This window comes from Pararhizobium polonicum (assembly GCF_001687365.1).
Classification (GTDB): domain Bacteria; phylum Pseudomonadota; class Alphaproteobacteria; order Rhizobiales; family Rhizobiaceae; genus Pararhizobium; species Pararhizobium polonicum.
On record NZ_LGLV01000013.1, the window covers coordinates 162,662 to 188,703 of the forward strand.

Annotated in this window: 13 protein-coding genes; 7 read left to right on the forward strand and 6 right to left on the reverse strand. The window is 62.1% G+C overall.

Features of this window, described 5'->3' with window-relative positions:
* Positions 1 to 126: 126 nt before the first annotated feature.
* Positions 127 to 1,302: a mannonate dehydratase gene (gene uxuA / locus ADU59_RS20745; protein WP_068956058.1), complete on the reverse strand. Its 1,176-nt coding sequence runs from the start codon at positions 1,300 to 1,302 to the stop codon at positions 127 to 129.
* Between the two features lie 122 nt (positions 1,303 to 1,424).
* On the opposite strand from uxuA, the gene ADU59_RS20750 reads away from it, so the two are divergent.
* The 3 genes from ADU59_RS20750 to ADU59_RS20760 are packed head-to-tail and all read left to right on the forward strand — an operon-like array spanning position 1,425 to position 3,671.
* A complete protein-coding gene (locus ADU59_RS20750; RefSeq protein WP_083198355.1) occupies positions 1,425 to 2,183 on the forward strand; it encodes a FadR/GntR family transcriptional regulator in 759 nt (252 codons plus the stop codon).
* Positions 2,176 to 2,961 carry an SDR family NAD(P)-dependent oxidoreductase gene (locus tag ADU59_RS20755; protein ID WP_068956059.1) on the forward strand — a complete coding sequence of 262 codons (786 nt, stop codon included), beginning with the start codon at positions 2,176 to 2,178 and terminating at the stop codon, positions 2,959 to 2,961. Before ADU59_RS20750 ends, ADU59_RS20755 begins: the two co-directional genes overlap by 8 nt.
* A gap of 23 nt (positions 2,962 to 2,984) precedes the next feature.
* Positions 2,985 to 3,671, forward strand: a complete 687-nt coding sequence (locus ADU59_RS20760; protein WP_068956218.1) for a D-lyxose/D-mannose family sugar isomerase — start codon at positions 2,985 to 2,987, stop codon at positions 3,669 to 3,671.
* A 77-nt stretch (positions 3,672 to 3,748) separates the two neighbouring features.
* On the opposite strand, the gene pyc is transcribed toward ADU59_RS20760, so the two are convergent.
* On the reverse strand, positions 3,749 to 7,207 hold the full coding sequence (gene pyc, locus ADU59_RS20765) for a pyruvate carboxylase (protein WP_068956061.1): 3,459 nt from the start codon (positions 7,205 to 7,207) through the stop codon (positions 3,749 to 3,751).
* A 114-nt stretch (positions 7,208 to 7,321) separates the two neighbouring features.
* On the reverse strand, positions 7,322 to 8,062 hold the full coding sequence (locus tag ADU59_RS20770; protein WP_068956063.1) for a LuxR family transcriptional regulator: 741 nt from the start codon (positions 8,060 to 8,062) through the stop codon (positions 7,322 to 7,324).
* A 466-nt stretch (positions 8,063 to 8,528) separates the two neighbouring features.
* Between ADU59_RS20770 and ADU59_RS20775 the strand changes: the two genes are divergently transcribed.
* Positions 8,529 to 10,286 (forward strand): glucan ABC transporter ATP-binding protein/ permease, encoded by a 1,758-nt coding sequence (locus tag ADU59_RS20775; protein WP_068956065.1) that lies wholly within the window; start codon positions 8,529 to 8,531, stop codon positions 10,284 to 10,286.
* A 54-nt stretch (positions 10,287 to 10,340) separates the two neighbouring features.
* On the opposite strand, the gene ADU59_RS20780 is transcribed toward ADU59_RS20775, so the two are convergent.
* The 3 genes from ADU59_RS20780 to ADU59_RS20790 all read right to left on the reverse strand — a co-directional run bounded on the left by ADU59_RS20780 (position 10,341) and on the right by ADU59_RS20790 (position 21,514).
* Entirely contained in the window at positions 10,341 to 11,504 is a 1,164-nt protein-coding gene (locus ADU59_RS20780; RefSeq protein ID WP_068956067.1) for an OpgC family protein, read from the reverse strand.
* Positions 11,505 to 11,634: 130 nt separating this feature from the next.
* Positions 11,635 to 20,136: a glycoside hydrolase family 94 protein gene (locus tag ADU59_RS20785; protein WP_099050892.1), complete on the reverse strand. Its 8,502-nt coding sequence runs from the start codon at positions 20,134 to 20,136 to the stop codon at positions 11,635 to 11,637.
* A 466-nt stretch (positions 20,137 to 20,602) separates the two neighbouring features.
* Positions 20,603 to 21,514: a LysR family transcriptional regulator gene (locus ADU59_RS20790; RefSeq protein ID WP_068956071.1), complete on the reverse strand. Its 912-nt coding sequence runs from the start codon at positions 21,512 to 21,514 to the stop codon at positions 20,603 to 20,605.
* Positions 21,515 to 21,629: 115 nt separating this feature from the next.
* Between ADU59_RS20790 and hglS the strand changes: the two genes are divergently transcribed.
* The 3 genes from hglS to amaB are packed head-to-tail and all read left to right on the forward strand — an operon-like array spanning position 21,630 to position 26,028.
* The gene (gene hglS, locus ADU59_RS20795) at positions 21,630 to 23,030 is read left to right on the forward strand and encodes a 2-oxoadipate dioxygenase/decarboxylase HglS (RefSeq protein ID WP_099050893.1); all 1,401 of its coding nucleotides are present in this window, start codon (positions 21,630 to 21,632) and stop codon (positions 23,028 to 23,030) included.
* Between the two features lie 10 nt (positions 23,031 to 23,040).
* The gene (locus ADU59_RS20800) at positions 23,041 to 24,462 is read left to right on the forward strand and encodes an FAD-binding oxidoreductase (protein ID WP_068956073.1); all 1,422 of its coding nucleotides are present in this window, start codon (positions 23,041 to 23,043) and stop codon (positions 24,460 to 24,462) included.
* 33 nt (positions 24,463 to 24,495) lie between these two features.
* A complete protein-coding gene (gene amaB / locus ADU59_RS20805) occupies positions 24,496 to 26,028 on the forward strand; it encodes an L-piperidine-6-carboxylate dehydrogenase (RefSeq protein WP_068956223.1) in 1,533 nt (510 codons plus the stop codon).
* Positions 26,029 to 26,042 lie beyond the last annotated feature (14 nt).

Genomic DNA, 26,042 nt, shown 5'->3' on the forward strand with positions numbered 1-26,042 from the left:
GATGTAAAGGTGCCCGCCGGGCATTCTTGCGAATGTTCGTTCGGAGCCATCCCGGAAAACTGTTGTGTGGTAACGCCGCTCTCCTTGATCTGCATCCGAATGGATGCCCCCTGATCGCCCACACACCTATGTCAGCTGATCGACCGCGGCGATGACGCCGCGCAGTTCTGCGAGGCCTTTCAGGCGGCCGATGCAGGAATAGCCGGGGTTGACCGTCTTTTTCTGGTCGTCGATCAAAAGGTGGCCGTGGTCGGGGCGCATGGGGATGACGCTGTCGGGGCGGCCTTCCCTCTCCCGCCGCCGCTCTTCGGCGCGCAGAACTGAAATCAGCGAGACCATGTTGACGTCGCCGGCCAGGTGCTCGGATTCGATGAAGGAGCCGTCCGGTTCCTTGGTGACATTGCGCAGATGGGCAAAGTGGATGCGGTCGGCGAAGCTTCTGGCCATCTCCACCACGTCGTTGCCGGCGCGCGAGCCATAGGAGCCGGCGCAGAGCGTGATGCCGTTTTCCGGGGCATCGACGGCGCTGAGGATCGTTTGCACATCGTCGGCCGTGGAGACGACGCGCGGCAGGCCGAACAGCGGGAAGGGCGGGTCGTCCGGGTGGATGGCGAGCCGGACGCCGGTTTCCTGCGCGACGGGCACGACTTCTTGCAGGAACTCGATCAGGTTGGCGCGCATGTCGTCCGACGAGGTGTCGTCGAAGGCGGCGATATGGCCACGGATGGTTTCGCGCGTGTGGCTGTCCTCGCCACCGGGAAGGCCGGCGATGATGTTCTTTTCCAGCGTCAGGATCTCGTCCTGGCTTTTCGCCGCCAGCCGCTTGCGGGCTGCCTCGACCACCGGTGCGTCGTAGCTCTCCTCGGCGGCGCGGCGTTTCAGGACGAAGACGTCGTAGGCGACGAAATCGATCATGTCGAAGCGCAGCGCATAGCCGCCGGCCTCGGTCGGATACATCAGGTTGGTGCGGGTCCAGTCGACCACCGGCATGAAATTGTAGCAGACAACAGGCACGCCGGCCTTGCCGAGATTGGCAAGGCATTGCTTCCAGGCATCGAGATAACGCCGCCATTCGCCGTCGCGGCGCTTGATCGCCGAGTTGACGGGAATGGATTCGCAGACCGCCCATGTCATGCCGGCTTTGTGGATCAGTGCCATGCGCTCGGTGATATCATCCGGCGTCCAGATGCGGCCGTCATAGATGTGATGCAGGGCCGTGACGACCCCGTGCGCGCCGGCCTGTCGCGCATCCGACAGAGTGACCGGATCCTGCGGTCCGAACCAGCGCCAGCTTTCGAGCATGTCAGTGCCTCCCATTATAATGTTGGACAATTAAACGGATGATAGACGAAAATGCAAGATATGAGAGTTGATTGGCGTAATATGTGGGGCATATAGTGACTGCGCAGGTGAAGGAGCGGCCGATGAGGAATGGCATGGAAGAGGTTCCCCGGGCATCCGCCGTGGACGGTATGGTCCAGCATATTCGCGGCCTGATCCGCGAACGCGGGCTGACGGTCGGCGACGTGCTGCCGAGCGAAGGCGAACTCGCGGTCATGTTCGATGCCAGCCGCAACACGGTGCGTGAAGCCTTCCGGACGCTGAAGGCCTATGGCGTGGCCGAATCGCGCCAGAAGGTCGGAGCGGTGCTGACCGATCAGCATCAGTCGGCCATGCGCGATCTGTTTTCCTTTGCCATGGACATTTCCGTCGATGCGTTTCGCGATATCCAGGGCTACCGGCGGCTCACTGAAATGAACCTGTTCGATCGTCTTGCCGGCCGGATCAGCGAGGAGACCCTTCAGGAAATGGATGCGCTCAATATGCGCATTCGCCAGGCCACCACGCCCGAAGAGGCGTCGGACCTCGACTATCAGTTCCACAAGCTGATGGTGGATGCGGCGGGCAACCGGACGCTGTCGGAAACCTACGGCATGCTGAAACCGGTGATCCGGCGGCTGATGCTGGCGGGCAAGTCGCAGCGCCAGGTTCTGGAGGGCGTTGCGGCGGAACATGCCGATATCGTTGAGGCTTTGCGCCAAGGCGACAGGATCGGCTTTGCCTATCACATGGATCGGCATCTCGACGCGGGACTGGAGTTCATTCCGGCTGCTGATCGATCCGGCGGAATACAAACGGCAGGCCGGAAAAAGATGGAGCGGGAGGAGACGGGTCATGAGTGAGTTTGCCGGAAAGGTTGCGGTCGTGACCGGAACAACCGGGATCGGCCGTGCCGTTGCGCTGCACTTGGCCCGGCAGGGCGCCTCCGTGGCGTCGCTCGGGATCGATCTGGCGGCGAATGCCGAGCTGGAGGAGATGGCAGCGGCGGAGAACCTGTTTCTTGCCGTTTTGCATGCGGATGTATCCGTGCCCGAGAATGTTTCCTCCGCCATGGCGGCCGCGGTTGCGCGTTTCGGCGGCATCGACATCATCGTCAATTCGGCCGCCGTCCATCCGTATGGCACCGCCGAGACGACGCCGTTCGAGAGCTTCATGCGCTGCATGGCCGTCAATGTCGGGTCGATCCACCTGACGGCGGAATTCGGCGTGCCGGAGATGCGCAAGCGCGGCGGTGGCGTCATCGTCAATCTGTCCAGCGTGCAGGGACATGCCTGCCAGCGCGGCGTCTCGGCCTATGTCGCCTCCAAGGGGGCGATCCATGCTCTGACGCGGGCGATGGCGCTCGATTTCGCGCCTGATCGTATCCGCGTCGTATCGATCAGTCCCGGCTCGGTGCGCACGCCGATCCTGGAGCTGGCGGCCCGTACGTTCGAAGGCGAGGATGCCGATATCGAATCCGTTTTCCAGCGTTTCGGTGCTGCACATCCGCTCGGGCGCATCGGTGAGCCGGAGGAGGTGGCTGCGCTTGCGGCCTTTCTGGCGTCGGACAAGGCGGCGTTCATCACGGGATCGGACCACCGGATCGATGGCGGCCTGACGGCCGGCATCGGCGTTCGCTGAGGGAGGATATCATGACACATCCGATGAAACGCAGCGCCATCAACGCGATCATGCGCGAGGGCGAGGCCTTCATGCGCTCGTTCGGCTTCGTCCTGCCGCCGTTTTCGCGCTGGTCTCCGGACGAGATGCGGGCGCGCAAGGCGGAGATCGACGGGATCACCGGCGCATCGCTCGGCTGGGATATTACCGATTTCGGTCTTGGCGATTTTACGAAAACCGGGCTGTTCCTGTTCACCGTGCGCAATGGCCGCTTTGCCGATCTGCAACGGGGGCGCGGCATGCTTTACGCCGAAAAGGCGATGATTGCGCGCAAGGACCAGGTGACACCGGCACACCGGCATCTGTTGAAAGCCGAGGACATCATCAATCGCGGCGGCGGCACGCTGGTGATCGAGCTGTTCGGCGATACGGACGGGCAATGCGATCGCAGCAAGGGCGTGCGGCTGGCGACGGATGGTCTCTGGCGTGATTTCGCCCCCGGCCACAAGCTGCGGCTTGCGCCCGGAGAAAGCGTGACGCTGATGCCGGGAGACTGGCATGCGTTCTGGGCAGAGGGGGCGGATGTCTTCGTCGCCGAGGTTTCGACCGTCAACGACGACAATACCGACAATATCTTCGAGGATCCGGCGGTGACGCGGTTTTCAGGGATCGAGGAGGATGAACCGCCGCTGCATCTTCTGGTGCCGGATTATGCGGACTGGTTGCGGTAACCGGCCAATAGAGGGAGCCGCCCCTTTGAGGCAGGCAGGCGGCCGGCTTCCCGGCCGCCTGTGTCTTTACCAAAGCGTCAAGCCCCGTAAACGATCAACAGATCCTTGGCGTCGATCTGGTCGCCGGTGCGCACCAGCACTTCGGCGATGGTACCGTCCTTTTCCGCGTGCAGCGCGGTTTCCATCTTCATCGCCTCGATCGACAACAGCACGTCGCCGGATTTCACCGTCTGGCCGGCAGTGACCGCGACGGCGGAAATGACGCCCGGCATCGGGGCGCCGAGATGGGCGCCATTGCCGGCTTCCGCCTTGCGGCGAACGGCGCTGGAGGCGCCGCGGTTGCGATCGGGAACCTTGATCGGGCGCGGCTGACCATTGATCTCGAAGAACACCTTGACCATGCCCTTTTCGTCGACCTCGGCCTGCGCCTGATTGAGGACGACGAGCGTCTTGCCTTTCTCGATATCGGCGAACAGTTCCTCGCCCGAGCCCAGCCCGTAGAAATAGGCCGGTGTCGGCAGCACGCTGACCGGACCATAGGTCTCGTGCGCCAGCGCATAGTCGGTGAAGACCTTCGGATACATCAGGTAGGAGGCAAACTCGAAATCGCTGACTTCGCGTTCGATCTTGGTCTCGATGCTTTTGCGCTCCGCATCGAGATCGGCATCTTCCAGAAGCGAGCCGGGACGAACCGTATAGGGCTTTTCGCCCTTCAGCGCCTTCTTCTGCAGCGCCTGCGGCCATCCGCCCGGAGGCTGACCGAGATCGCCCTTCAGCATCGACACTACCGATTCCGGGAAGGAGACGTCCTTGTCCGGATTGAGGACATCGGCGACCGTCAGGTCCTGGCTGACCATCATCAGCGCCATGTCGCCGACCACCTTGGAGGATGGTGTCACCTTGACGATATCGCCGAACATCTGGTTGGCATCGGCATAGGTCTGGGCAACGCGGTGCCAGCGGCTTTCCAGCCCCAGCGAACGGGCCTGTTCCTTGAGGTTGGTGAACTGGCCGCCCGGCATTTCATGCAGGTAGACTTCGGATGCAGGGCCCTTGAGATCGCTTTCGAAGGCCGCGTACTGGTGGCGCACGGCTTCCCAGTAGAAGGAGATGCGGCGGATCCATTCCGGATCGAGATCCGGGTCGCGCTCGGTGCCGCGCAGGGCTTCGACGATCGAGCCCAGGCAAGGCTGCGAGGTATTGCCCGACAGGGAATCCATCGCCGCATCGACCACGTCGGCCCCCGATTCCACGGCCGCAAGCACGGTCGCGGCGGAAATGCCGGATGTGTCATGGGTATGGAAGTGGATCGGCAGGTCGGTCGCCTCGCGCAGCGCCCGGAAGAGCACACGGGCGGCGGCCGGCTTCAACAGGCCTGCCATGTCCTTGACCGCGATGATATGGGCGCCGGCCTTGTCAAGCTCGGCGGCGAGGGCGGTATAATATTTCAGGTCGTATTTCGGGCGCGCCGAATTGAGGATATCGCCGGTGTAGCAGATGGCCGCTTCGCAGAGCTTGTTTTCCTCGGCGATGGCGTCCATCGACACCCGCATGTTCTCCACCCAGTTGAGGCAGTCGAACACCCGGAACAGGTCGATGCCACCCTTGGCAGCCTGGCGGACGAAGTATTTCACCACATTGTCGGGATAGTTCTTGTAGCCGACGCCGTTGGCGCCGCGCAGCAGCATCTGCAGGAGCAGGTTCGGCGCGCCTTCGCGCACCTTGGCCAGGCGCTCCCACGGATCTTCGGTGAGGAAGCGCATGGAAACGTCGAAGGTGGCACCGCCCCAGCATTCCAGCGAAAACAGGTTCGGCAGGGCGCGGGCGTAGGTGCCGGCGATCCGGGCGATATCGTACGTGCGCATGCGGGTGGCGAGCAGCGACTGATGGCCGTCGCGCATCGTCGTGTCGGTGATCAGCACGCGGTTCTGCGCACGCACCCATTCCCCGAATTTTTTCGGGCCGAGTTCGTCAAGCAGCTGCTTGGTGCCGGGCTGGATGTCGCCGGGCGTGAACGGCACCACCGGCGCGGCGATGTCCTTGGACGGCTTCGGCCGCCCCTTGGCTTCCGGATGGCCGTTGACGGTCACGTCGGCGAGATAGGTGAGCAGCTTGGTGGCGCGGTCCTGGCGCTTGACCTGCTGGAACAGTTCCGGCGTCGTGTCGATGAAGCGCGTCGTGTAGCTGTTGTCGCGGAATTTCTCGTGCGTGATGATCGCTTCGAGGAAGGTGAGGTTGGTGGCGACGCCGCGGATACGGAATTCGCGCAGCGCCCTGTGCATGCGCGCGATCGTTTCTTCCGGGCTCGGCGACCACGCGGTGACCTTTTCGAGCAACGGATCGTAGAAGCGGGTGATGACGGCGCCCGAATAGGCCGTGCCCCCGTCGAGCCGGATGCCGAAACCGGTGGCGCCGCGATAGGCGGTGATGCGGCCGTAGTCGGGAATGAAGTTCTGTTCCGGGTCTTCGGTGGTGATGCGGCACTGCAGCGCGTGACCGTTGAGCTTGATGTCTTCCTGCTTCGGAACGCCCGATTCCGGCGTGCCGATGGCAAAGCCGTCGAGGATATGGATCTGCGCCTTGACGATATCGATGCCGGTGACCACTTCGGTGACCGTGTGCTCGACCTGGATGCGCGGATTGACTTCGATGAAGTAGAACTTGCCTGAGTCCATATCCATCAGATATTCGACCGTGCCGGCCCCGACATAGTTCGTCGCCTTGGCAATCCGGGTCGAATAGCCGGCCAGTTCCTGGCGCTGGGCTTCGGTCAGATAGGGAGCCGGTGCGCGCTCGACAACCTTCTGGTTGCGGCGCTGGACCGAACAATCGCGCTCGAACAGGTGTACGACATTGCCATGGGTATCGCCCAGCACCTGGCTTTCGACGTGACGCGCCCGTTCCACCAGCTTTTCGAGATAGACTTCGTCCTTGCCGAAGGCGGCCATCGCCTCGCGCTTGGCTTCCGTGACCTCACGGGCAAGATCCTTCGGATCGCGGATGGCGCGCATGCCACGGCCGCCGCCGCCCCAGGAAGCCTTGAGCATGATCGGATAGCCGATCTCCTCGGCCATCCTGGCCACTTCAGCCATGTCGTCGGGAAGCGGTTCGGTGGCCGGAACGACGGGCACGCCGATTTCAATGGCGAGATTGCGGGCGGCGACCTTGTTGCCGAGCCGCCGCATCGTATCGCCGGTCGGGCCGATGAAAATGATTCCCGCCGCCTTGCAGGCATCGACGAATTCCGGGCTTTCGGACAGAAGGCCATAACCGGGGTGGATGGCATCGGCCCCCGAGAGCTTGGCGACCCGGATGATCTCCTCGATCGACAGGTAGCTTTCGATCGGTCCCAAGTCGCGGGCAAGGTGCGGCCCGCGGCCGACCTGGTAACTCTCGTCCGCCTTGAACCGGTGAAGCGCCAGCTTGTCCTCTTCCGCCCATATCGCAACCGTTTTTATTCCCAGTTCGTTTGCGGCGCGAAACACGCGAATGGCAATTTCAGAACGGTTGGCGACAAGAATTTTCGAGATGGGCAAGTCGGACTCCTCAAGACTTGAAACACGGTAATGTTGCACCGCGAAAAGAATTATTAGCGTTTCATGACTTGAAGTTCAATTTGAGAGTGACGCCATAGCGCGATTCATTTCCAATCAGGAAATCAGTCCCAGGCGGAACGACAGCGCCACGGCGTGATGGCGGTTCTTTGCTTTCAACTTTTCCTGGATACCGTTCATGTACCAGTCGACGGTGTGGGTCGAGATATCGAGGATCCTGCTGATCTCGTTCGAGGTCATTCCATCGGCCAGATAGTGCAAGGCCTCCATTTCGCGGCGTGTCATCTGCACATCGACGCTGGAGACCATGTCGGCAAGAACCGTCGGATCGCTCAATTCCAGAAGCCGCCAGAATATCTTCTTGGCGATGGCGTCGAACAGGCTCATTTCCACGGGGCTGAGATCGACGACGCGGCCGCCGAGCGTCATGTTGCCGAGCAATCCGCGGCGCCCGTGAACGGGGAAAATATAGCCATCATACAGGCCGTGGCCGCGTGCTTCCACCATCATGCGCTCCATGCGCTTGCGATGCGGGTCGGAACGGAAGGCAACCAGGGTATCGCGCCAGCGGAAGCCGCGCTGCGCGTGGCCGAGATAGCGGATCGTCGGATCGATGATGACGTATTTCTTCTTGATGTAGATCTGCGGCCAGCCGTCGGGCCAGCGTCCTGCAAGCAGCAGGCTCAGGGGATTTTCATCGGGCTTGGGCTGGCGGACGATCCCGTAATAGTCGAAGCCGTAACGGTCCAGGACCCGTTCGAATTCCTGAACGATTTCATCCCTGCTTCGCATCTCATCTATCAGTGCCAAAAATTGCACCAGCAATGTGATATTCATTAATGTTCCTTCAAAAAATCAATTTCAGTCTCTGACAGTAATCTGTTGCGCCGCAGCATGAATGTCCCGTTCAGCACCCATTCATGTTGCAATCGCGATAATCGCCATCGTCAGTCATGGAACCACCTAACACCGCATCGCCGTCCAACTGCAAGGTGCGAAAAATAGCAAGCTATGGATAAATCGATCGAGGCGATACGAGCCATTTTGTCTCATCTCGGTCCTTATCACAGATAAGCTTGCCCGTTCGACCTCAAAGTTGATTACAGACGATGTTTTGTTTGGCCATGGAAGAGAAAGAAGGTTCGGAGAATTGCCGAGAAAAATGAGTGTTTTTGTCATGAATAATGATCGAACCGACGCATTTTCCACGGAAATCCGGGCTTCTCTCTAAACTATACTGAGACACGAATGCCATGTTGCTTGTTGTTGCAACGCAATTCAACTTCCCAAGAGGGATAAGACAGTGTCATTGTTCCAGGTCTATGCGAGAGCGCTTCAGTATCTTGCCGTACACAAGCTCCGGGTATCCGCCATCGTTGTCGCCAATATCGTCCTGGCGGTCATCACGATTGCAGAGCCCATTCTGTTCGGCCGCATCATCGACGCCATCTCCTCCAAGCAGACCGTTACGCCCCTGCTTTTGATGTGGGCGGGCCTCGGTGTCTTCAATACGATCGCCTTCGTGCTGGTCGCCCGTGAGGCGGACCGGCTGGCGCATACGCGCCGCTCGACGCTGATCACCGAAGCTTTCGGCCGTATCATCTCCATGCCCCTGTCGTGGCACACCCAGCGCGGCACCTCCAATGCCCTGCACACGCTGCTGCGCGCCTGCGAAACGCTGTTCGGCCTCTGGCTCGAATTCATGCGTCAGCATCTGGCGACCGCGGTGGCGCTGATGCTTCTGGTTCCGACAGCCTTTGCCATGGACGTTCGCCTGTCGCTGGTTCTCGTCGTGCTCGGCGTGCTCTATGTCGTCGTCGGCAAGTTCGTCATGACGCGGACCAAGGAAGGCCAGGCCTCGGTCGAGGACCACTATCACACGGTCTTCTCCCACGTCTCCGACTCGATCAGCAACGTTTCGGTCGTCCATAGCTACAACCGCATCGAGGCCGAAACCCGCGAGCTGAAGAATTTTACCCAGAGGTTGATTTCCGCCCAGCTGCCGGTCCTCGACTGGTGGGCGCTGGCCAGCGCGCTGAACCGCATGGCCTCGACCATCTCGATGATGGCCATCCTCGTCATCGGTACTTTCCTGGTGCAGAAGGGCCAGCTCGGCATCGGCGACGTCATTGCCTTCATCGGCTTTGCCGGCCTGCTGATCGGCCGCCTCGACCAGATGAAAGCCTTCGTGACGCAGATTTTCGAAGCCCGTGCCAAGCTCGAGGACTTCTTTATCCTGGAAGACTCGGTCCGCGAACGCGAAGAGCCTGCCGATGCCGGCGAGCTGAACAACGTGCGCGGCGAAGTCGAGTTTCGCGACGTGTCCTTCAACTTCGCCAATTCGACCGAAGGCATGCGCAACGTGTCGTTTACCGCCAAGGCCGGCCAGACGATCGCCATCGTCGGCCCGACCGGTGCCGGCAAGACGACGCTGGTCAACCTTTTGCAGCGCGTCCATGAGCCGGCCGCCGGCCAGATCCTTGTCGATGGCGTCGATATCTCGACCGTCACCCGCAAGTCCCTGCGCCGTTCGATCGCCACCGTGTTTCAGGATGCGGGCCTGCTCAACCGGTCGATCTGCGAGAACATCCGCCTTGGCCGCGAAGATGCGTCCCTCGTCGAGGTGATGGCTGCCGCCGAAGCGGCTGCTGCCGCCGACTTCATCGAAGGCCGCCAGGAAGGTTACGAGACACGCGTCGGCGAACGTGGCAACAGGCTGTCCGGTGGCGAACGCCAGCGTATCGCCATTGCCCGGGCGATCCTGAAGAATGCACCGATCCTCGTGCTCGACGAAGCCACCAGTGCGCTCGACGTCGAGACCGAAAACCGGGTGAAGGCTGCGATCGACAACCTGCGCAAGGATCGCACCACCTTCATCATCGCCCACCGCCTGTCGACGGTGCGCGAAGCCGATCTGGTGATCTTCATGGATCATGGCCGGATCGTCGAGATGGGTGGCTTTAACGAGCTGAGCCAGAGCAATGGCCGGTTTGCCTCGCTGCTGCGGGCCAGCGGCATCCTCACCGACGAGGACGTCCGCAAGAGCCACGCGGCAGCCTGATCGGCAACGCGGCCAGCTATCAAAGATGAAAAAGGCCCCGGACTGGGGCCTTTTTCATGCCTTCGCGACGCGAGGCCGGGACAGGCCGCCGATCCAGTCGAGATAGCGGGCATAGGCGAAATGCAGGCCGATGCCGCCAAGCACGAACAGCGAACCCCAGAGCGGATCGCGTCCCGTCACGAACAGCAGCACCTGGCCGACCATGGCGAGGATCGTCCCGAAGATGAAGACAGGCAGAGAATGCCGGCCGATCAGGACCAGCGGATGATCGATGCGCAGGCGCGTCATCCGGCTGAAGACCGGAAAGACGGTCAGCAGATAGGCCAGCGCCAGAACGTGTAGCAGGCGCGTGAGCGACAGGAAGGTTTTGTCGAAACCCGTCAGGACGGCGGGCAGGCCGTAGGAAAAATCGATGCTCCACCAGGACAGCAGGACCCAGAAAAGCGATAGCGTCACATAACCTGCCGAGACGGCGATCAACAGCGGATGACGCGGCAGCCGTTTGCCGGCGCGTGCCCGCATCATGCAGATCATGCCGATGACGAACAGGAACTGCCAGGACCACGGATTGAGAAACCAGTAGCCTTCGTCGAGGAAGTTGATCGGCACGATGGTGAAGATGCCGGCGGCCAGCCACAGGGCGGCGGAGGCGATGAACAGCAGGAAGGGGCTGCGCCCATGCAGCCAGAGAATGCCGGGCAGGAGCAGGAAGACCACGGCATACATCGACAGGATGTTGTTATAGCCCAGCTGATGCCCCAGCAGCACCATGGCGACGAGCCCTTGCTCGGTATGATCGACGATCGGACGGATGTTGATCTCGCCGATCAGGTCCTGCCGGCCGAAATAGAGGGCGCCGCCGGCAAAGATCGCCAGCGTGATGATGCTGGTCATGATGTGGGCGACATAGAGCGTAAAGGCGCGGCGCCAGATCTTCAGGGTGAGGGCAAGGCGATTGCCGATATTGAACTTCCGCCCGTAGGCAAGCCCGGCCGAAAGCCCGGAGATCAGCACGAAGGCCTCGGCGGAGTCGGAGAAGCCGTAGTTCTTCGTGGTCAGGTGTTCGAGATATTGCCCCGGTACGTGATTGACGAAGATGGTGAGGAGGCAAAGCGCACGATAGACGTCGAGGCGGGTGTCGCGCTCGGCAGGTATGGCGTGGTTCTGTCCTGTCTTTCCGTCATCGGCAGACGGTTCGAATTGCAGTTTTTGAAGCATTCAGAATGTTCTCGTCCGGGTTCAGTGCCCCTGCCCCATTGACGCGATGCGACTGCGGACGATCAAAACGAAACCGGCTTTGCGCCTTCTGGTGCAAAGCCGGTTTCCGTTCGTAACGAAGCGCCGGCAGTTACAACAAAACGCCTTCATGCGCGTTTTTTGTGACAGTAGCGTTGATGCTGACGATCGGTTCGCCGCTTTTTGCATTTTTCGTCACGGCAATCGCATGCGTCTTGCCGTCGATGGTCAACGTTGCGGAGAAGCCGTCCCAGCCTTCCGGCAGGACCGGCCGGATGATCAGCTTGTCGCCCTGCCGTCGGATGCCGAGAATGCCTTCGACCGCTGCGCGGTAGAGCCAGGCCGCCGAGCCCGTGTACCAGGTCCAGCCGCCGCGTCCCGTCAGATCGCCGTCGCCGTAGATATCGGCGGCAACCACATAGGGTTCAACGCGGTAGTGATCGGCACTGTCGCGGTCTTTCGAATGATTGACCGGATTGAGCATCTCGAATGCACGCCAGGCGTCTTCCTTTCGGTTCTGGGCTGCCAATGCCAGGACCACCCATGTCGCGGCATGGGTATACTGGCCGCCGTTCTCGCGCACGCCGGGCGGATAGGCTTCGATATAGCCCGGGTCCTGCGCTGCGCCGGACAGCGGCGGCGTGAACAGGCGGATGATCTGATGATCGCTATCGGCCAGTTCCGCCAGCACCGCATCCATGGCCTGCGCCGAGCGGGCGGCATCGCCCTCCCCGGACAGGACGCTCCAGGACTGGGCGATGGAATCGATCCGGCATTCGCTGCTTTCGGCAGAGCCGAGCGGCGTTCCATCGTCGTAATAGCCACGGCGGTAATGGGTACCGTCCCAGCCGGCGGTTTCGAGCGCCTGCTTGAGGCTTTCAAGATGCGCCTCCCAGGCGGAAACCCGCCTGGTGTCGCCGCGTTCCCGCGCGATGACGAGGAAGGAGCGCAGCGTTGCCGCGAGGAACCAGCCGAGCCAGACGCTGGTGCCGCGTCCCTCGATGCCGACCCGGTTCATGCCGTCGTTCCAGTCGCCGCCCAGGATCAGCGGCAGGCCGTTCTCGCCCTTGCGGGCAATCGCCAGATCGAGCGCCAGCGCGCAATGTTCGTAGAGGCTGGCGCGCCGCTCCGACACTGCCGGCTGGAAGAAGCTGTCATGCTGGCCGGGCTCAAGTGCTGCGCCCTCGATGAAGGCGATCTGCTCGTCGAGAATGTCCTTCGTGCCGGTGACCGAGCAATAGTGCTGCACGGCATGGCCGAGCCAGACGACATCGTCGGAGATCAGGGTGCGGACGCCGGAGCCGTTGCCCGGCAGCCACCAGTGAAGGACGTCGCCCTCGACAAACTGCCGTGCGGCGGCATTGAGGATCTGCGCTCTGGCGAGATCCGGCCGGTGCACGATGAAGGCGAGCGTATCCTGCAGCTGGTCGCGGAAGCCGAAGGCGCCGCTCGCCTGATAGAAGGCCGAGCGCGCCAGAATGCGGCAGCCGAGGCTCTGATAGGGCAGCCAGGCATTGACCATGTTGTTGAACGCCTTGTCGGGCGTTTCGACCTGGAGAATGCCGGTAAAGTCCTGCCAGTAGCTGTTGGAGGCTTCAAGAACCGCTTCGAACGGGGTCTTGCGGGCTTCTTCGAGATGTTCGAGCGCCTGCCCGGCATTGTCCGAATCGCCGATATAGAACGTCAGCTCCCGGCTCTCGCCGGCCTTCAGCGCCACATCGACAACGATCGCAGCGCAGGGATCGCCATCGGCTTCGACAGCGCCCGACAGGGGCTTGCCAGCGAGCACGGCCTGCGGCGCATAGATGCTGCCGGCCCGCCCAATGAACTCGCGCCTGCTGCTGGTGAAACCGGCAGGCGTTTCGCTGGCGGCGAGGAAGGCGGTGCGGCCGGAATAGTCGATGCTGTAGGGATTGGTCGCCAGCACTGCGCCGCTTGCCTCGTCGTGATGCGAGAGAATGAACGGCGCGGTCTTTGCCCGGTTGTTGCCAAGCACCCATTCCGCATAGCCGTAGATCTTGAGGCTACGGGTTTCGCCGGAGGTGTTGTTCAGCCGCAGCCGCAGGTATTTCACCGGCAGCGTGCGATGAACCGTCTGGCTGACCTCGATCTCCAGTTCGTCCTGCACACTCGTGAAGACGGAATAGCCAAGCCCATGCCGGGTCTCGAACAGCACGGAGGTGCGGCGCGAGAGGGCAGCATAAGGCGACAGGACGGCCCCGCTTTCCATGTCCCTGATGAAGATGGCTTCACCCGGACGGTTGATCACCGGATCGTTGGTCCAGGGCGTCAGCTGATAGTCGCGCGAATTGCGGCCCCAGGTAAACGCGGCCCCTTCGGCTGCCACATGGAAACCGAAGCTGTCGTTGGAGATGACGTTGATCCACGGCTGCGGCGTGGCTTCGCCACCGCGCAAGCGCGTCACATATTCGCGGCCATCCGCGGAAAAGCCGCCATAGCCATTCCAGAAATCGAGGCCGTCGCCGCTGATGGCGGCGCTTGCAGCGCTGCTCTCCTCGCTGACGACTGCCAGAAGCGGAAGGGCTGGAGCGTCCTTTTTCCTGGACGGTTTCGATAGCAGGTTTTCCGCCCGTGAAATCTGGTCGGAAATCTTGCCGTTGCGCGCATGGAAGACAGCGCGGGAGGCCGACAGCAGCGCCGCCCAGGTCTCCGGCTCCATGATATCGCGGCGGACGGCGAAGATATGCTGGCGCGGGCCATCGGACAGGCCGCGCAGGCGCAGGTTTTCGGCCATGGCATCCAGAGTGTGCTGCATGTCCTGCGCATAGGAGGCGGCACGCTCGTTGACGATGACAAGATCGGCGGTGACGCCGCGCGAGCGCAGATACTCCTGCGCCTTCAGGGCTTCGCGGGCGATGCCGAGATCGATATCGTCGTTGATGCGGACGGCGAAGATCGGGAAATCACCCGAAATCGACAGCGGCCAGAGCGCCGATTGCGGCGCAAGACCTGCCTGCACCGTGGCGGTGTCGGCGCGCAGTTGCATGTCCGGATAGACGAGGTAGCGGCCGAGCATCTGAAAGCTTGCGGCTTCCTGCGAGGTGACGCCGACATGGCGCATCTGCACCTGGGAACGGGTCCAGGCGTGGATGAGTTCATGATTGAAGCTGTCGGGATGGCGATAGCGGTCGACGGCCTTGTCGATCGCTTCGCGGTCGGGGGCGGCGATGGTCCAGAAGATCACGCTGACCTTCTTGCCGGCCGGCACGCGCACGACGCGGCGCAGCGAGACGATCGGGTCGAGCGTATAGCCGTCCGTGCCCGAAAGCCTGGCATCGGTATCAAAGGCCTGCGCCTCGGCCAGTGTGCGGCCCGTGCCGATGAACCGACGGCGATCCGTTTCCGCTTCGGTATGACGGGTGCTGGCAGCGTTGTCGACGATCAGATGCGCCACCTGCATATCCGGCTCGCCGGGGCTGCGCTTGTTGCGCGTGACACGGATGACGTCGCCCTTGGCGTCGATTTCCGTGCGCAGGAACATCTTGGCAAACAACGGATGGGCGCTGTCGGTGTCGTCGGTCGTCAGAACCGGTTCGGCATAGGACGTCACCTCGATGAAGCGGTCCTCGGTGCCGGTGTTGAGCAGAATCACCCGGCGGCCTTCGGCATCGTGCTCGGTGGCGACGATGCATTCGACTTCGCTGGTGAGATCGCCGACGGTCTTGATGAACTCCGCCTTGTCGTCGCCGAAGCGGGCAGTGGCCTTTTCGCCTTCCGCGCGGCGCGGTTCGGCGGTTGCCGACCACCAGTCTCCGGTCGTGGTGTCACGCAGGAAGATGAAGGTGCCTGCACGATCCTCGGTCGGATCGGCCTTCCAGCGGGCAACGGTCTGACCGTTCCAGCGCGAATAGCCGGAACCGGTCGCGGTCAGCATCACCGAATAGTGGCCGTTCGACAGGAAAACCGTCTCGCGATCCTTGGTCAGCGGATGGGTGATGACGCGAACTTCCGGGCGCAGGAGATCTTCCTGACCCTTGCCGAGCGATTCCGGTTCCTTCTTGGTGTTGATGATCGGGATGTCGCGTGGCGCCTTTTCCTGCAGCAGCAGTTCGGCAGCTTCGATGACCGGATCGGCATGGAACCACTCGCGCAGGCGTCCGTTGAAGACGACGTTGGCGACCGCGGCGATCGACATGCCGTGATGGTGGGCATAGTAGTTGCGCACCACGGCACAGGTCTTGCCTTCCGGCACGCGTGTCGGTGTGTAGTCGACGGAATCGTGGAAGCCGTAGACACCGAGCGCGCCAACGGCGCGCAACCGCCCGAGATTGGCCAGTGCTGCCTTGGGGAAGTACATGCTGGCAAGGATCGAGGCATAGGGCGCGATGACGGCATTCTGGCCGAGGCCGCGCTTCAGGCCGAGCGTCGGTACGCCGAAATTGGTGTACTGGTAGGTCAGCTCGTGGTCGCGGGCGTTGAAGGCCGCTTCCGAAATGCCCCACGGCGTGCCGAGGCGGCGGCCGTGGTTCATCTGTTCCTGGACGATCAGGTTGTTGGTCTGGTTGAGGATACCGCCCTGCCGCTCCTGCATGACCAGTGGCGGCATGAGGTATTCGAACATCGAGCCGGACCAGGAGACCAGCGCGCCGCGCGCACCGATCGGCACGATCGGACGGCCGAGCTTGTACCAGTGCTCGGTCGGCAGGTCACCCTTGGCGATCGCAAACAGGCTGGTCAGCCGCGCTTCGGATGCCAGAAGATCGTAGCAGGCCTCGTCAAGTTCGTTTGTGTTGACGCGGTAGCCGATCGACAGAAGCCGCCGTTCCGGACGGAACAGGAAGCTGAAATCCATCGTAAAGGCGATATCGCGGGCCCGGTCGCGGATGACGATCAGGCGCTGGCGCAGCGCCTCGATGGCGCCGAGATCGAAGACGCCGTCGGCAATATGGGCTTCGCAGGTGTTGACCAGCATGGTCGCCCACTTCGTCACTTCGCCGCTCTGGGCGCTTTTCACCTCGTGGTCGAGGTTGACGGTGAGCTTGTGGATGTCGCGCGCCAGGACGGCGAGGTTGATCACCCGGATGGAGGCGAATTCGTGCTCGCGCTTGACGGCGGCAAGCGCGTTCTGGAAGCCGGTGATCCGCTCTTCCATCAGGCGGCGCAGCGGCCGCACGGTCTTGCGGTCGTCCGGCAGGTCGGCCAGTACCTCGGACAGGATGGAGGCGACGTCGCCGATGCCGTCGAGATTGCCCTGGACATGCGCGGAGGGGGCTTCGGCCCAATCGCGGCACATGGAGGAGACGGCGATCAGATGGCCGGCAAGATTGCCGCTGTCGACGGCGGAGACATATTTCGGCTCCATCGTTTCCAGCGTGTCGGTCTTGTACCAGTTGAACAAATGGCCGCGGAATTTCGGCATGCGGTCGACCGTGGCAACCGTTTCTTCCAGGCGGCGGATGGTTTCCTCGAAGCCGATCCAGCCGAAATCGCGCGCCGACATCACCGACAGGAGATAGACGCCGATATTCGTCGGCGATGTGCGCTCGGCGAGGATCGGGTGCGGAATTTCCTGGAAATTGTCCGGCGGCAGGAAATGCTGCTCGGCGGTGACGAACTGCTCGAAATAGAGCCATGTCCGCCGCGCGATCTTGCGCAGTTCCTCGACCACATCTTCCGGCACGACCAGCTGGTCTTCCGTCTCGGCAGACTGGCTGACGAACCAGGCGATGGCGGGAGAGAGCGCCCAGAGCACGGCAAACGGGATGCCGATAAAGGGCATGCCGGTGTCGGAAATGGCGGCCAGCGCCAGCGAAACGACCGACAGGACCGGGACGATCCACATCGAACGGTAATAGTCCCAGACGGTGCCGCCGGCGGAGCTCTGGACCTGTGCGGCGGTGCGCCATTCGAGCATCAGCTTGCCGCTGACAAAGGTGCGGTAGACCGAGCGGACGATCGCGTCGGCCATCATGGCCGCCGCATGGGCGATGAAGACGATGCGAAGCACGACCTGCGCGTTCGCGGCCTGGATCTCCGACAGAACGGCATGAAGATGCGCCCGCGCGACGATATCGTTGCGACGCGGCATGACACCGGAGATCAGAGACATGGTCGGTGCGACGAACAGGCTGAAAATCAGCACGAACTGCCAGATCAGCGCCTGCGTCGGCTCCATATAGTACCAGCCCATCACCGAGGCGATCAGCCAGGCAACCGGGATCAGCGAGCGGCGCAGGTTGTCGTACATCTTCCAGCGGCCGAGCATGCTGACGCCGTTGGAGAGGTTGAACATGTAGGGCAAAAGCTGCCAGTCGCCACGCGCCCAGCGATGCTGGCGCGACATCTCGACCTCGTAGCGGATCGGGAAATCCTCGACCAGTTCGACGTCGCTCACAAGCGCGCAGTGCGCCAGCGAGCCTTCGAGCAGGTCATGGCTGAGAATCGAATTCTCTTCGATCTTGCCTTTCAGCGCCGCCTCGAAGGCGTCGACGTGATAGAGCCCCTTGCCGGTGAACGTGCCTTCGCCGGCGATGTCCTGATAGACGTCGGACACGGTGAAGACGTAGGGGTCGATACCGCGGTTGATCGAGAAGATGCGCTGGAACATCGAGGCGTCGCTGCCGGTCGTCAGAGACGGGGTGACGCGCGGCTGAAGAATGCCGTAGCCGGCCGTGACCTTCTGGGTGATGGGATCGACCACCGGGCGGTTGATCGGGTGGTACAGCTTGCCGACCAGCTTCGTCACCGCATCGCGCATCAGGCGCGTGTCGGAATCGAGCGTCATGACGTACTGCACGTTTTCCGGAACCATGTTGGCACCGGCAAGGAAGCTCGTATCGCTGTCGCCGCGCAGAAGCAGGTTCAGTTCGTGCAGCTTGCCGCGCTTGCGCTCCCAGCCCATCCAGACGCCCTCGGCCTCGTTGTAGAGGCGGCGGCGATGCAGCAGATAGAAGCGGATGCGCCCGTCATGGGCGTAACGCGCACTCAGCGTTTCGATCTCGTTCTTGGCGTAGTCGAGCACGTCGAGATCGGCGGCCGTTTCCTCGGTCTTGCTGTCGGTCCAGTCGCTCACAAGCGCGAAATAGATCTCGCCCTTCGGATTGGCGAGGTAGTGGACCTCGAGATTGCGCACGAGTTCGTCGACATGATCGCGCTTGGCGATCAGACAGGGGACGACGACGAGGGTTCGCGCATCCTCCGGAATCCCCTCGAGGAATTCGTATCCGACCAGCCGTGACGGCGTCACGAACAGCGTGACCAGCGTATTGAAGAGACCGGCGGCGCCTTCGGAGGCGGGAAGCGCAAACAGCAGCAGCATGATCAGCTTGGCACCGGTTGGGATCGCCATCGGGCTGACGAAAAAATAGACCGTGATCATCGCAAGAATGGTCAGCAGGATGTTCGGCCCGGCGATGGCAAACCAGTCCAGTTTCCGGCCGATCCGGATAATGGTCTGGAGGATGGAAGGACGATAGCCGATCTTGGTTTCCAGCAAACGGCGCTGCTTGCCGACGAGAAACCCACCGACATTCGGCTCGTGCAGCACGCCGGTGGTCTCGGCGTCGGCGCGTGCCTGCTCCTTGACCATGTTCAGGGCGATTTGCGTCACCTCGAGTTCGCTATGGCCCGAACGGCGCGCCAGCCGCTCGATCGTGTTGCGGTATTTGTTGCGCGATCCGAAATCGAGCGCCGAATAGTCGGAGCCGTCACGCAGGGCATCATCCAGCTTGCTGACGCTTTCGAACCAGACGGCCCAGTCGTTGTCGTCGATCTCGCGCAGGCTGCGGATGATGTTGCTCATCGTCGCATTGCCGGAAGACAGGCGGTTCTGCTCGGCGACCAGCGCCTCCTCGACGTCGCTGCCGCGTTTCTCCAGCTGTTCTTCCAGCCAGGTGATGACATATCCGGATGTTTGCGACCCGTCCCTCAGCCGGTAGAGAAGCTGCGCGACGAAGGTGTTGTCGGCGCAGAGCGCTTCGGCTTCCGCCAGGATAGGCTTGAATTTTTCAGGTTCGCCAAGCCGAACGATCTGATCGGCGACGTCGTTTGCCTTGTTGCGCATGTTGCGCGAGCGATCGACGCGGATCGCGATGCGCCGCAGGTTTTCGATCAGAACGAAACGGAGAATGGACGGCAGCGCCCACAATTCGCCGATCTTGAACGTCTCGTGGTTCTGGAAGCCGGCGACCATGGCGGTCAGGCTTTCGCGCGACACCGTGCTGTGCGTGTGGGCGACATAAAGCCAGGCAAGCGCCATGGTGCGCGGGATGGTCGTTCCGGCGACAGACAGGGTCGGCAGCTGGCGATAGAACTTGCGTGGAAAATCGCGGCGAACCTCCTGGATGGATTCCTCGACCAGATAGTGGTTGTCGAGCAGCCATTCGGCGGCAGGCGTGATCGAGGCCCCGGCCTCGACGTCGGTCGCCGTGACCTTGTAGACCCGGAAAATCTCGGTTTCGTTTTCACGATGGCGCGGACGGAACTCGAACGGAAAGAAGCCCGGCAGAGCCGTAACGCCATCGCGGGCGAGCGCTGCACCGCATTCATGAAGCTCATCGATGGTGAAATAGGTCGAGCGGATCGAATCATTGTAGTCGATCGGCTTGATCTCGGTTTCGCGCGGCGGCGTGGATGGCGTGTTATGAAGGGGCATGGGTACGGGTTCTGGATCCAAGCGGTGTTGAAGGGTCCGGCTGGCATGGTCGTGCCGGATGGGCTGCTGCCCTGATGTTGGCTCTGCGCCGCCACGATCTCCTCGTGTCCGTCTGCGCTCTGCCAAAAGCCGCAAGGTTTCGCGCGGGCGGGAAACCGAAAGGCTTTGGCACTGCCCGGACGGGCTTTGGAAAGTGTGAAGACGGCAGTCGCTTCGCTATCAAGGCTGCGTGGTGCAAGAAATAGGCATTTTTTAGCCGTAGTGCCAATATGTTGCAAGAAGCGGGCCCTGCCTTCGAAGCGAATTCGGACACCCTACGCAAAAGAAAGCCCAGGATTACCGTCTTCCTTCGCAGCGAAGCCCGGGAAATCGTTCAAAACTGTTTCTTTGAGGCTGTTCATCCGGACCGGAACGCACGGAAATCGGAAAGGTTCCGGGCTTTATGCTGCGTCGCGGCGGAACTCTTCTATCCTCCGCTCTGCCATCGACCGACCTGTTTGACGATCCAGGTCCGGAAAGCCTGGCTGACCGGGTTTTCGAGCTTTCCTTCCGGCACCACGAGATAATAGTTGTTTTCCGTCTGCATCGGCCGGTCGAAGGCGACGCGCAGCCTGTCGGTGGAAAGCTCCTGTTCGATCAGATATAGCGGTACCAGCGCAAAGCCGAGACCGGCACCTGCCGCCTCGATGACCATGGAAAACTGGTCGAAGCGGTTGCCGCGATAGGCCGACTTCATCTCGCCACCATTGCTCTCGAACCACTGCGCCCACATTTTCGGGCGGGTGGCGAGATGCAGCAGCGGCTTGTCCTCCAGCTCTCCGGGCTCTTTCATCGGATTGAGCGCCAGAAGGGCCGGGCTTGCCACCGGCACGATGATCTCGCTGCAGAGATAGCTGCAGGTCGCATGCGCCCAGACCGGCTGGCCGTAGTGGATGGCAAGGTCGAAATTCTGCTCCTCGAAATCGAAGGGCTGCGAGCGGGAGGCGATGTCGATCACCGTGCCGGGATGTTCCTTGAGGAAATCCGGCAGCCGCGGCGTCAGCCAGCGGCTGCCGAAGGTCGGCAGCGACGCGATGGAGAGTGTCGATTCCGAACGTGCCGACGCCATGGCGCGGACCATCAGCTCTTCGGATTGGGTCAGCAGCCGGCGCACCTCGGGCAGGAATTTCTGGCCGGCATCGGAGAGGATGACCCGCTGGCGGATACGCTCGAACAGGAGCACGCCGATCTGGCTTTCGAGATCCTTGATCTGGCGGCTGACGGCGCTTTGGGTCAGGTTCAGCTCGGCCGCCGCCTGCGTGAAGCTGCCATGACGCGCAGCGCACTCGAACGCCTGTAGCGTGGTGACGTCAGGGACCAGTCTTCTGCTCAACTTCATTCCAGCCTCGCATGATCATAGTCATAACTGTCGCAATCAATGCCCATTCGACCCATATATGATACGAAATGAGAATGATCGACCTTATCTGTTCCATACTGCGAGGCGGGCTGCCGTGAAAGAGAATAGTTTCGTATCCACCGACGATATCCGGATCGCCTTTTCCGCCGCGATGTCGGCGATGTATCGCACGGAAGTACCGGCCTATGGCACGCTGATGGAGCTGGTGGGGCAGGTGAACGCCGAAACGTTCGCCGCCGATCCGGCTCTGCGGGCCCGCCTTGAGGATACCGATACGCTGGAACGCCTCTCCGAGGAGCGCCACGGCGCAATCCGGCTCGGCACGCCGGCGGAACTGTCGATGATGCGCCGCGTCTTCGCCGTCATGGGCATGCTCCCGGTCGGCTATTACGATCTCTCGACCGCCGGCGTCCCGGTTCATTCGACGGCCTTCCGTCCGGTCGGCGATGCAGCCCTGAAGAAAAACCCTTTTCGCGTTTTTACCTCGCTGCTGCGGCTCGACCTGATCGCTGACGAATCCCTCCGCGACGAGGCCGCGCAGATCCTCTCCAGGCGCCGGATCTTCACCGGTGGCGCCATCGCGCTGACGGAAAAGGCGGAAAAGCAGGGCGGTCTCGACGGGGCGGACGCCGAGCGCTTCGTTGCCGAGGTGCTGGAAACCTTCCGCTGGCATGACAAGGCCAATGTCGGCCCGGACATGTACCGCCGCCTGCACGACGCCCACCGGCTGATCGCCGATGTCGTCTCCTTCAAGGGCCCGCATATCAACCACCTGACGCCGCGCACGCTCGATATCGACGCCGTCCAGGCGCGCATGCCCGATTACGGCATCTCCCCGAAAGCAACCATCGAAGGCCCACCGACCCGCACATGCGCCATCCTCTTGCGCCAGACCTCGTTCAAGGCGCTGGAAGAACCGGTCTCGTTCCAGGCCGAAGACGGCAGCTGGCATGAGGGCTCGCACACCGCCCGCTTTGGCGAGATCGAGCAGCGCGGCATCGCCCTGACGCCGAAGGGCCGTGCCCTTTACGACGACTTGCTGAACGCATCCCGCAAGATCATTCGCCCGGCGGCCGATGGTTCGAATGCGGCCGAATATGAAAAGGCGCTTGCCGAAGCCTTCGTGCCCTTCCCCGATACCTGGGCCGGCATCCGCGCCGAAGGCCTCGGCTATTTCGCCTATTCGCTGACCGCCAAGGGACGCAGGACCAGGGCCGATGCGTCCTTGAGCCTCGACAGCCTGATCGCTGACGGCCTCGTCCAGTTCGATCCGATTGTCTACGAGGATTTCCTGCCCGTCAGCGCCGCCGGCATCTTCCAGTCCAATCTCGGCGACGATGCCGCCCAGGAATTCGTCGCAAGCCCCAACCAGCAGCGCTTCGAAGTCGATCTCGGTGCCAGGGTGCTGAACGAATTCGATCATTATGCCGGCATCGAGCAGGCATCGATCGCCGATGTCAGGCAGATGCTTTCGTCCGCGCAGGCTGCCGAGTAAAGCTGAGGCGATGATCGACCAGAACCATATCGCAGCGCTGACCGGAATTCTCGGGGACAAGGGCATTGTCACCGCGGAGGCGGACATGGCCGCCTATCAGACAGGCGCGCGCTACGACGCGGGCCGCGCGGCGATCGTCCTGCGCCCGCAGACGACCGAAGAGGTTTCGGCAGCCGTTGTCTACTGTGTCAAGAACGGCATCGCTCTTATCCCGCAGTCCGGCAATACCGGCCTGGTTTCCGGCTCGACGCCGGATACAACCGGCGCGCAGGCTGTGATCAGTCTTGACCGCATGACGCAGCGTTTCGATCTCGATCGCGACAATCGCTCGCTGCACGCCGATGCCGGTTTCCGGCTGTCGGATGTCAACCGGAAACTTGAAAAGCACGGCCTGTTCTTTCCGATCGACCTCGGCGCCGATCCGCGTCTCGGCGGCATGCTCGCCACCAATACCGGCGGATCGCGCTTCCTGAAATATGGCGACGTGCGCCGTAACACGCTGGGCATCAAGGTCGTGCTGGCTGACGAGGAAGGCACGATCCTCGATCTCACCTCGGGGCTGCGCAAGAACAATACCGGCATCGACTGGAAGCAAGTCTTTATCGGCACCTCCGGTTCCTTCGGCATCATCACCGAATGCGTGCTCAATCTTGAGCCGCTTCCGAAACAGGTGGCGACCGCCTATCTGGTTCCGGCCAGCGGTGCCCATGTGATGCCGCTGCTGCGGGCCATGGAAGACAGGCTCGGCGCCTATCTCTCGGCCTTCGAAGGCATCTCGAAAAACGCCGTTTCAGCCGCGCTCGATCATGTGCCGTCGCTGAAGAACCCGTTCCAGGGCGGCAATGTGCCGGATTATGTGATCCTCGCGGAAATCTCCCGCACCTGGGTGCCGCGCGAGGGCGAACAATCGCTCGATGCGGTGCTGGAATCGGTGCTCGCCGAAATCTGGGAAGGTGACGATGCGACGCTTGCCGATGCCTTCGTCGGCCCGGCCCATGAAATGTGGTCGCTGCGGCATGCACTGTCCGAAGGCGTCAAGCATTCCGGAAAGTTGATCGCCTTCGATCTTTCCTTCCGCAGAGGTGATATCATGGCCTTCTGCGACCGCATGAAGGCCGATATGCCGCAAGCCTTTCCGGAAGTGACGATCTGCGATTTCGGCCATATCGGCGATGGCGGCGTGCATTTCAATCTGGTGGTGCCGAAGGACAGCGCTTCGGCATCGGACAAGGCTTTCGAACAGCGGCTGCGCGACTGGGTGTTTGCCATCGCCGTTTCGGATTTCAACGGCAGCTTCAGCGCCGAACATGCCATCGGCCGGAAAAACCAGGCCTATTACGACCTCTATACGCAACAGAAGATCAAGGACATGGCCAAGGGCCTCAAAGCCATCACCTCGCCGGGAGAGCTCGGTGCGGTGCGCTTCGGATAGTCCTTCGACCAGGAAAACGGGAGTTTGCTCATCATGAACATTGCAACGAAGACGGTGAATGTCGTTCAGGAAACGGCCGCTCTTCTGGAGAAGCTCGGCGTCTCCAGGGATCTCTACACGGGCGGCGACATGGCCTCCTTCTCGCCGGTGACGGGCGAACAGATCGCCAGCCTGAAGACGGTAACGGCTGCTGAAGCCGCAGCAAAGATTGAAAAGGCCGACGCGGCGTTTCGCACTTGGCGTCTGGTGCCGGCGCCGAAGCGCGGCGAACTGATCCGCCTGCTCGGCGAGGAACTGCGCGCCAGCAAGGCCGATCTCGGCCGTCTCGTTTCGATCGAGGCCGGCAAGATCACCTCCGAAGGCCTCGGCGAAGTCCAGGAAATGATCGACATCTGCGATTTCGCCGTCGGTCTTTCCCGTCAGCTCTATGGTCTGACCATCGCCACCGAGCGTCCCGGCCACCGCATGATGGAAACCTGGCATCCGCTCGGCGTCATAGGTGTCATCTCCGCCTTCAATTTCCCGGTCGCCGTCTGGTCATGGAACACGGCGCTGGCGCTGGTCTGCGGCAATGCCGTCGTCTGGAAGCCGTCGGAAAAGACACCGCTGACCGCACTTGCATCGCAGGCTATCCTTGATCGCGCCATCGCCCGCTTCGGCGATGCGCCGGAAGGCCTGACACAGGTTCTGATCGGCGACCGCACTATCGGCGAAGTGCTGGTCGATCATCCGAAGGTACCGCTGGTTTCGGCCACCGGCTCGACCCGCATGGGCCGCGATGTCGGTCCGCGCCTTGCCAAGCGTTTCGCCCGCGCCATCCTCGAACTTGGCGGCAACAATGGCGGCATCGTTTGCCCCTCGGCCGATCTCGACATGGCGCTGCGCGCAATTGCTTTTGGTGCGATGGGCACGGCCGGCCAGCGCTGCACGACGCTGCGCCGCCTGTTCGTCCACGAAAGCGTCTACGATCAACTCGTTCCGCGCCTGAAGAAGGCCTATTCGAGCGTTTCGGTCGGCAACCCGCTGGAATCGGCTGCCCTCGTCGGCCCGCTGGTCGACAAGCCGGCTTTCGACAACATGCAGAAGGCGCTTGCCGAGGCGAAGGCCCATGGTGGCTCGATCACTGGCGGCGAACGCGTCGATCTCGGCCATGCCAACAGCTACTACGTCAAGCCGGCCCTGGTCGAAATGCCGAAGCAGGCTGGCCCGGTTGCCGAAGAAACCTTCGCACCGATCCTCTATGTCATGAAATACAGCGACTTCGACGCGGCTCTTGCCGATCACAATGCTGTCGGTGCCGGCCTGTCCTCGTCGATCTTCACGCTCGACCTGCAGGAAGCCGAGCGCTTCCTGTCGCCGGATGGTTCCGACTGCGGCATCGCCAACGTCAATATCGGCACATCCGGTGCTGAAATCGGCGGCGCGTTCGGCGGCGAGAAGGAAACCGGCGGCGGCCGCGAATCCGGCTCGGACGCATGGCGCGCCTACATGCGCCGCGCCACCAACACGATCAACTATTCGAAGGCCCTGCCGCTGGCACAGGGCGTGTCGTTTGATATCGAATAAGATTGGCGACATCG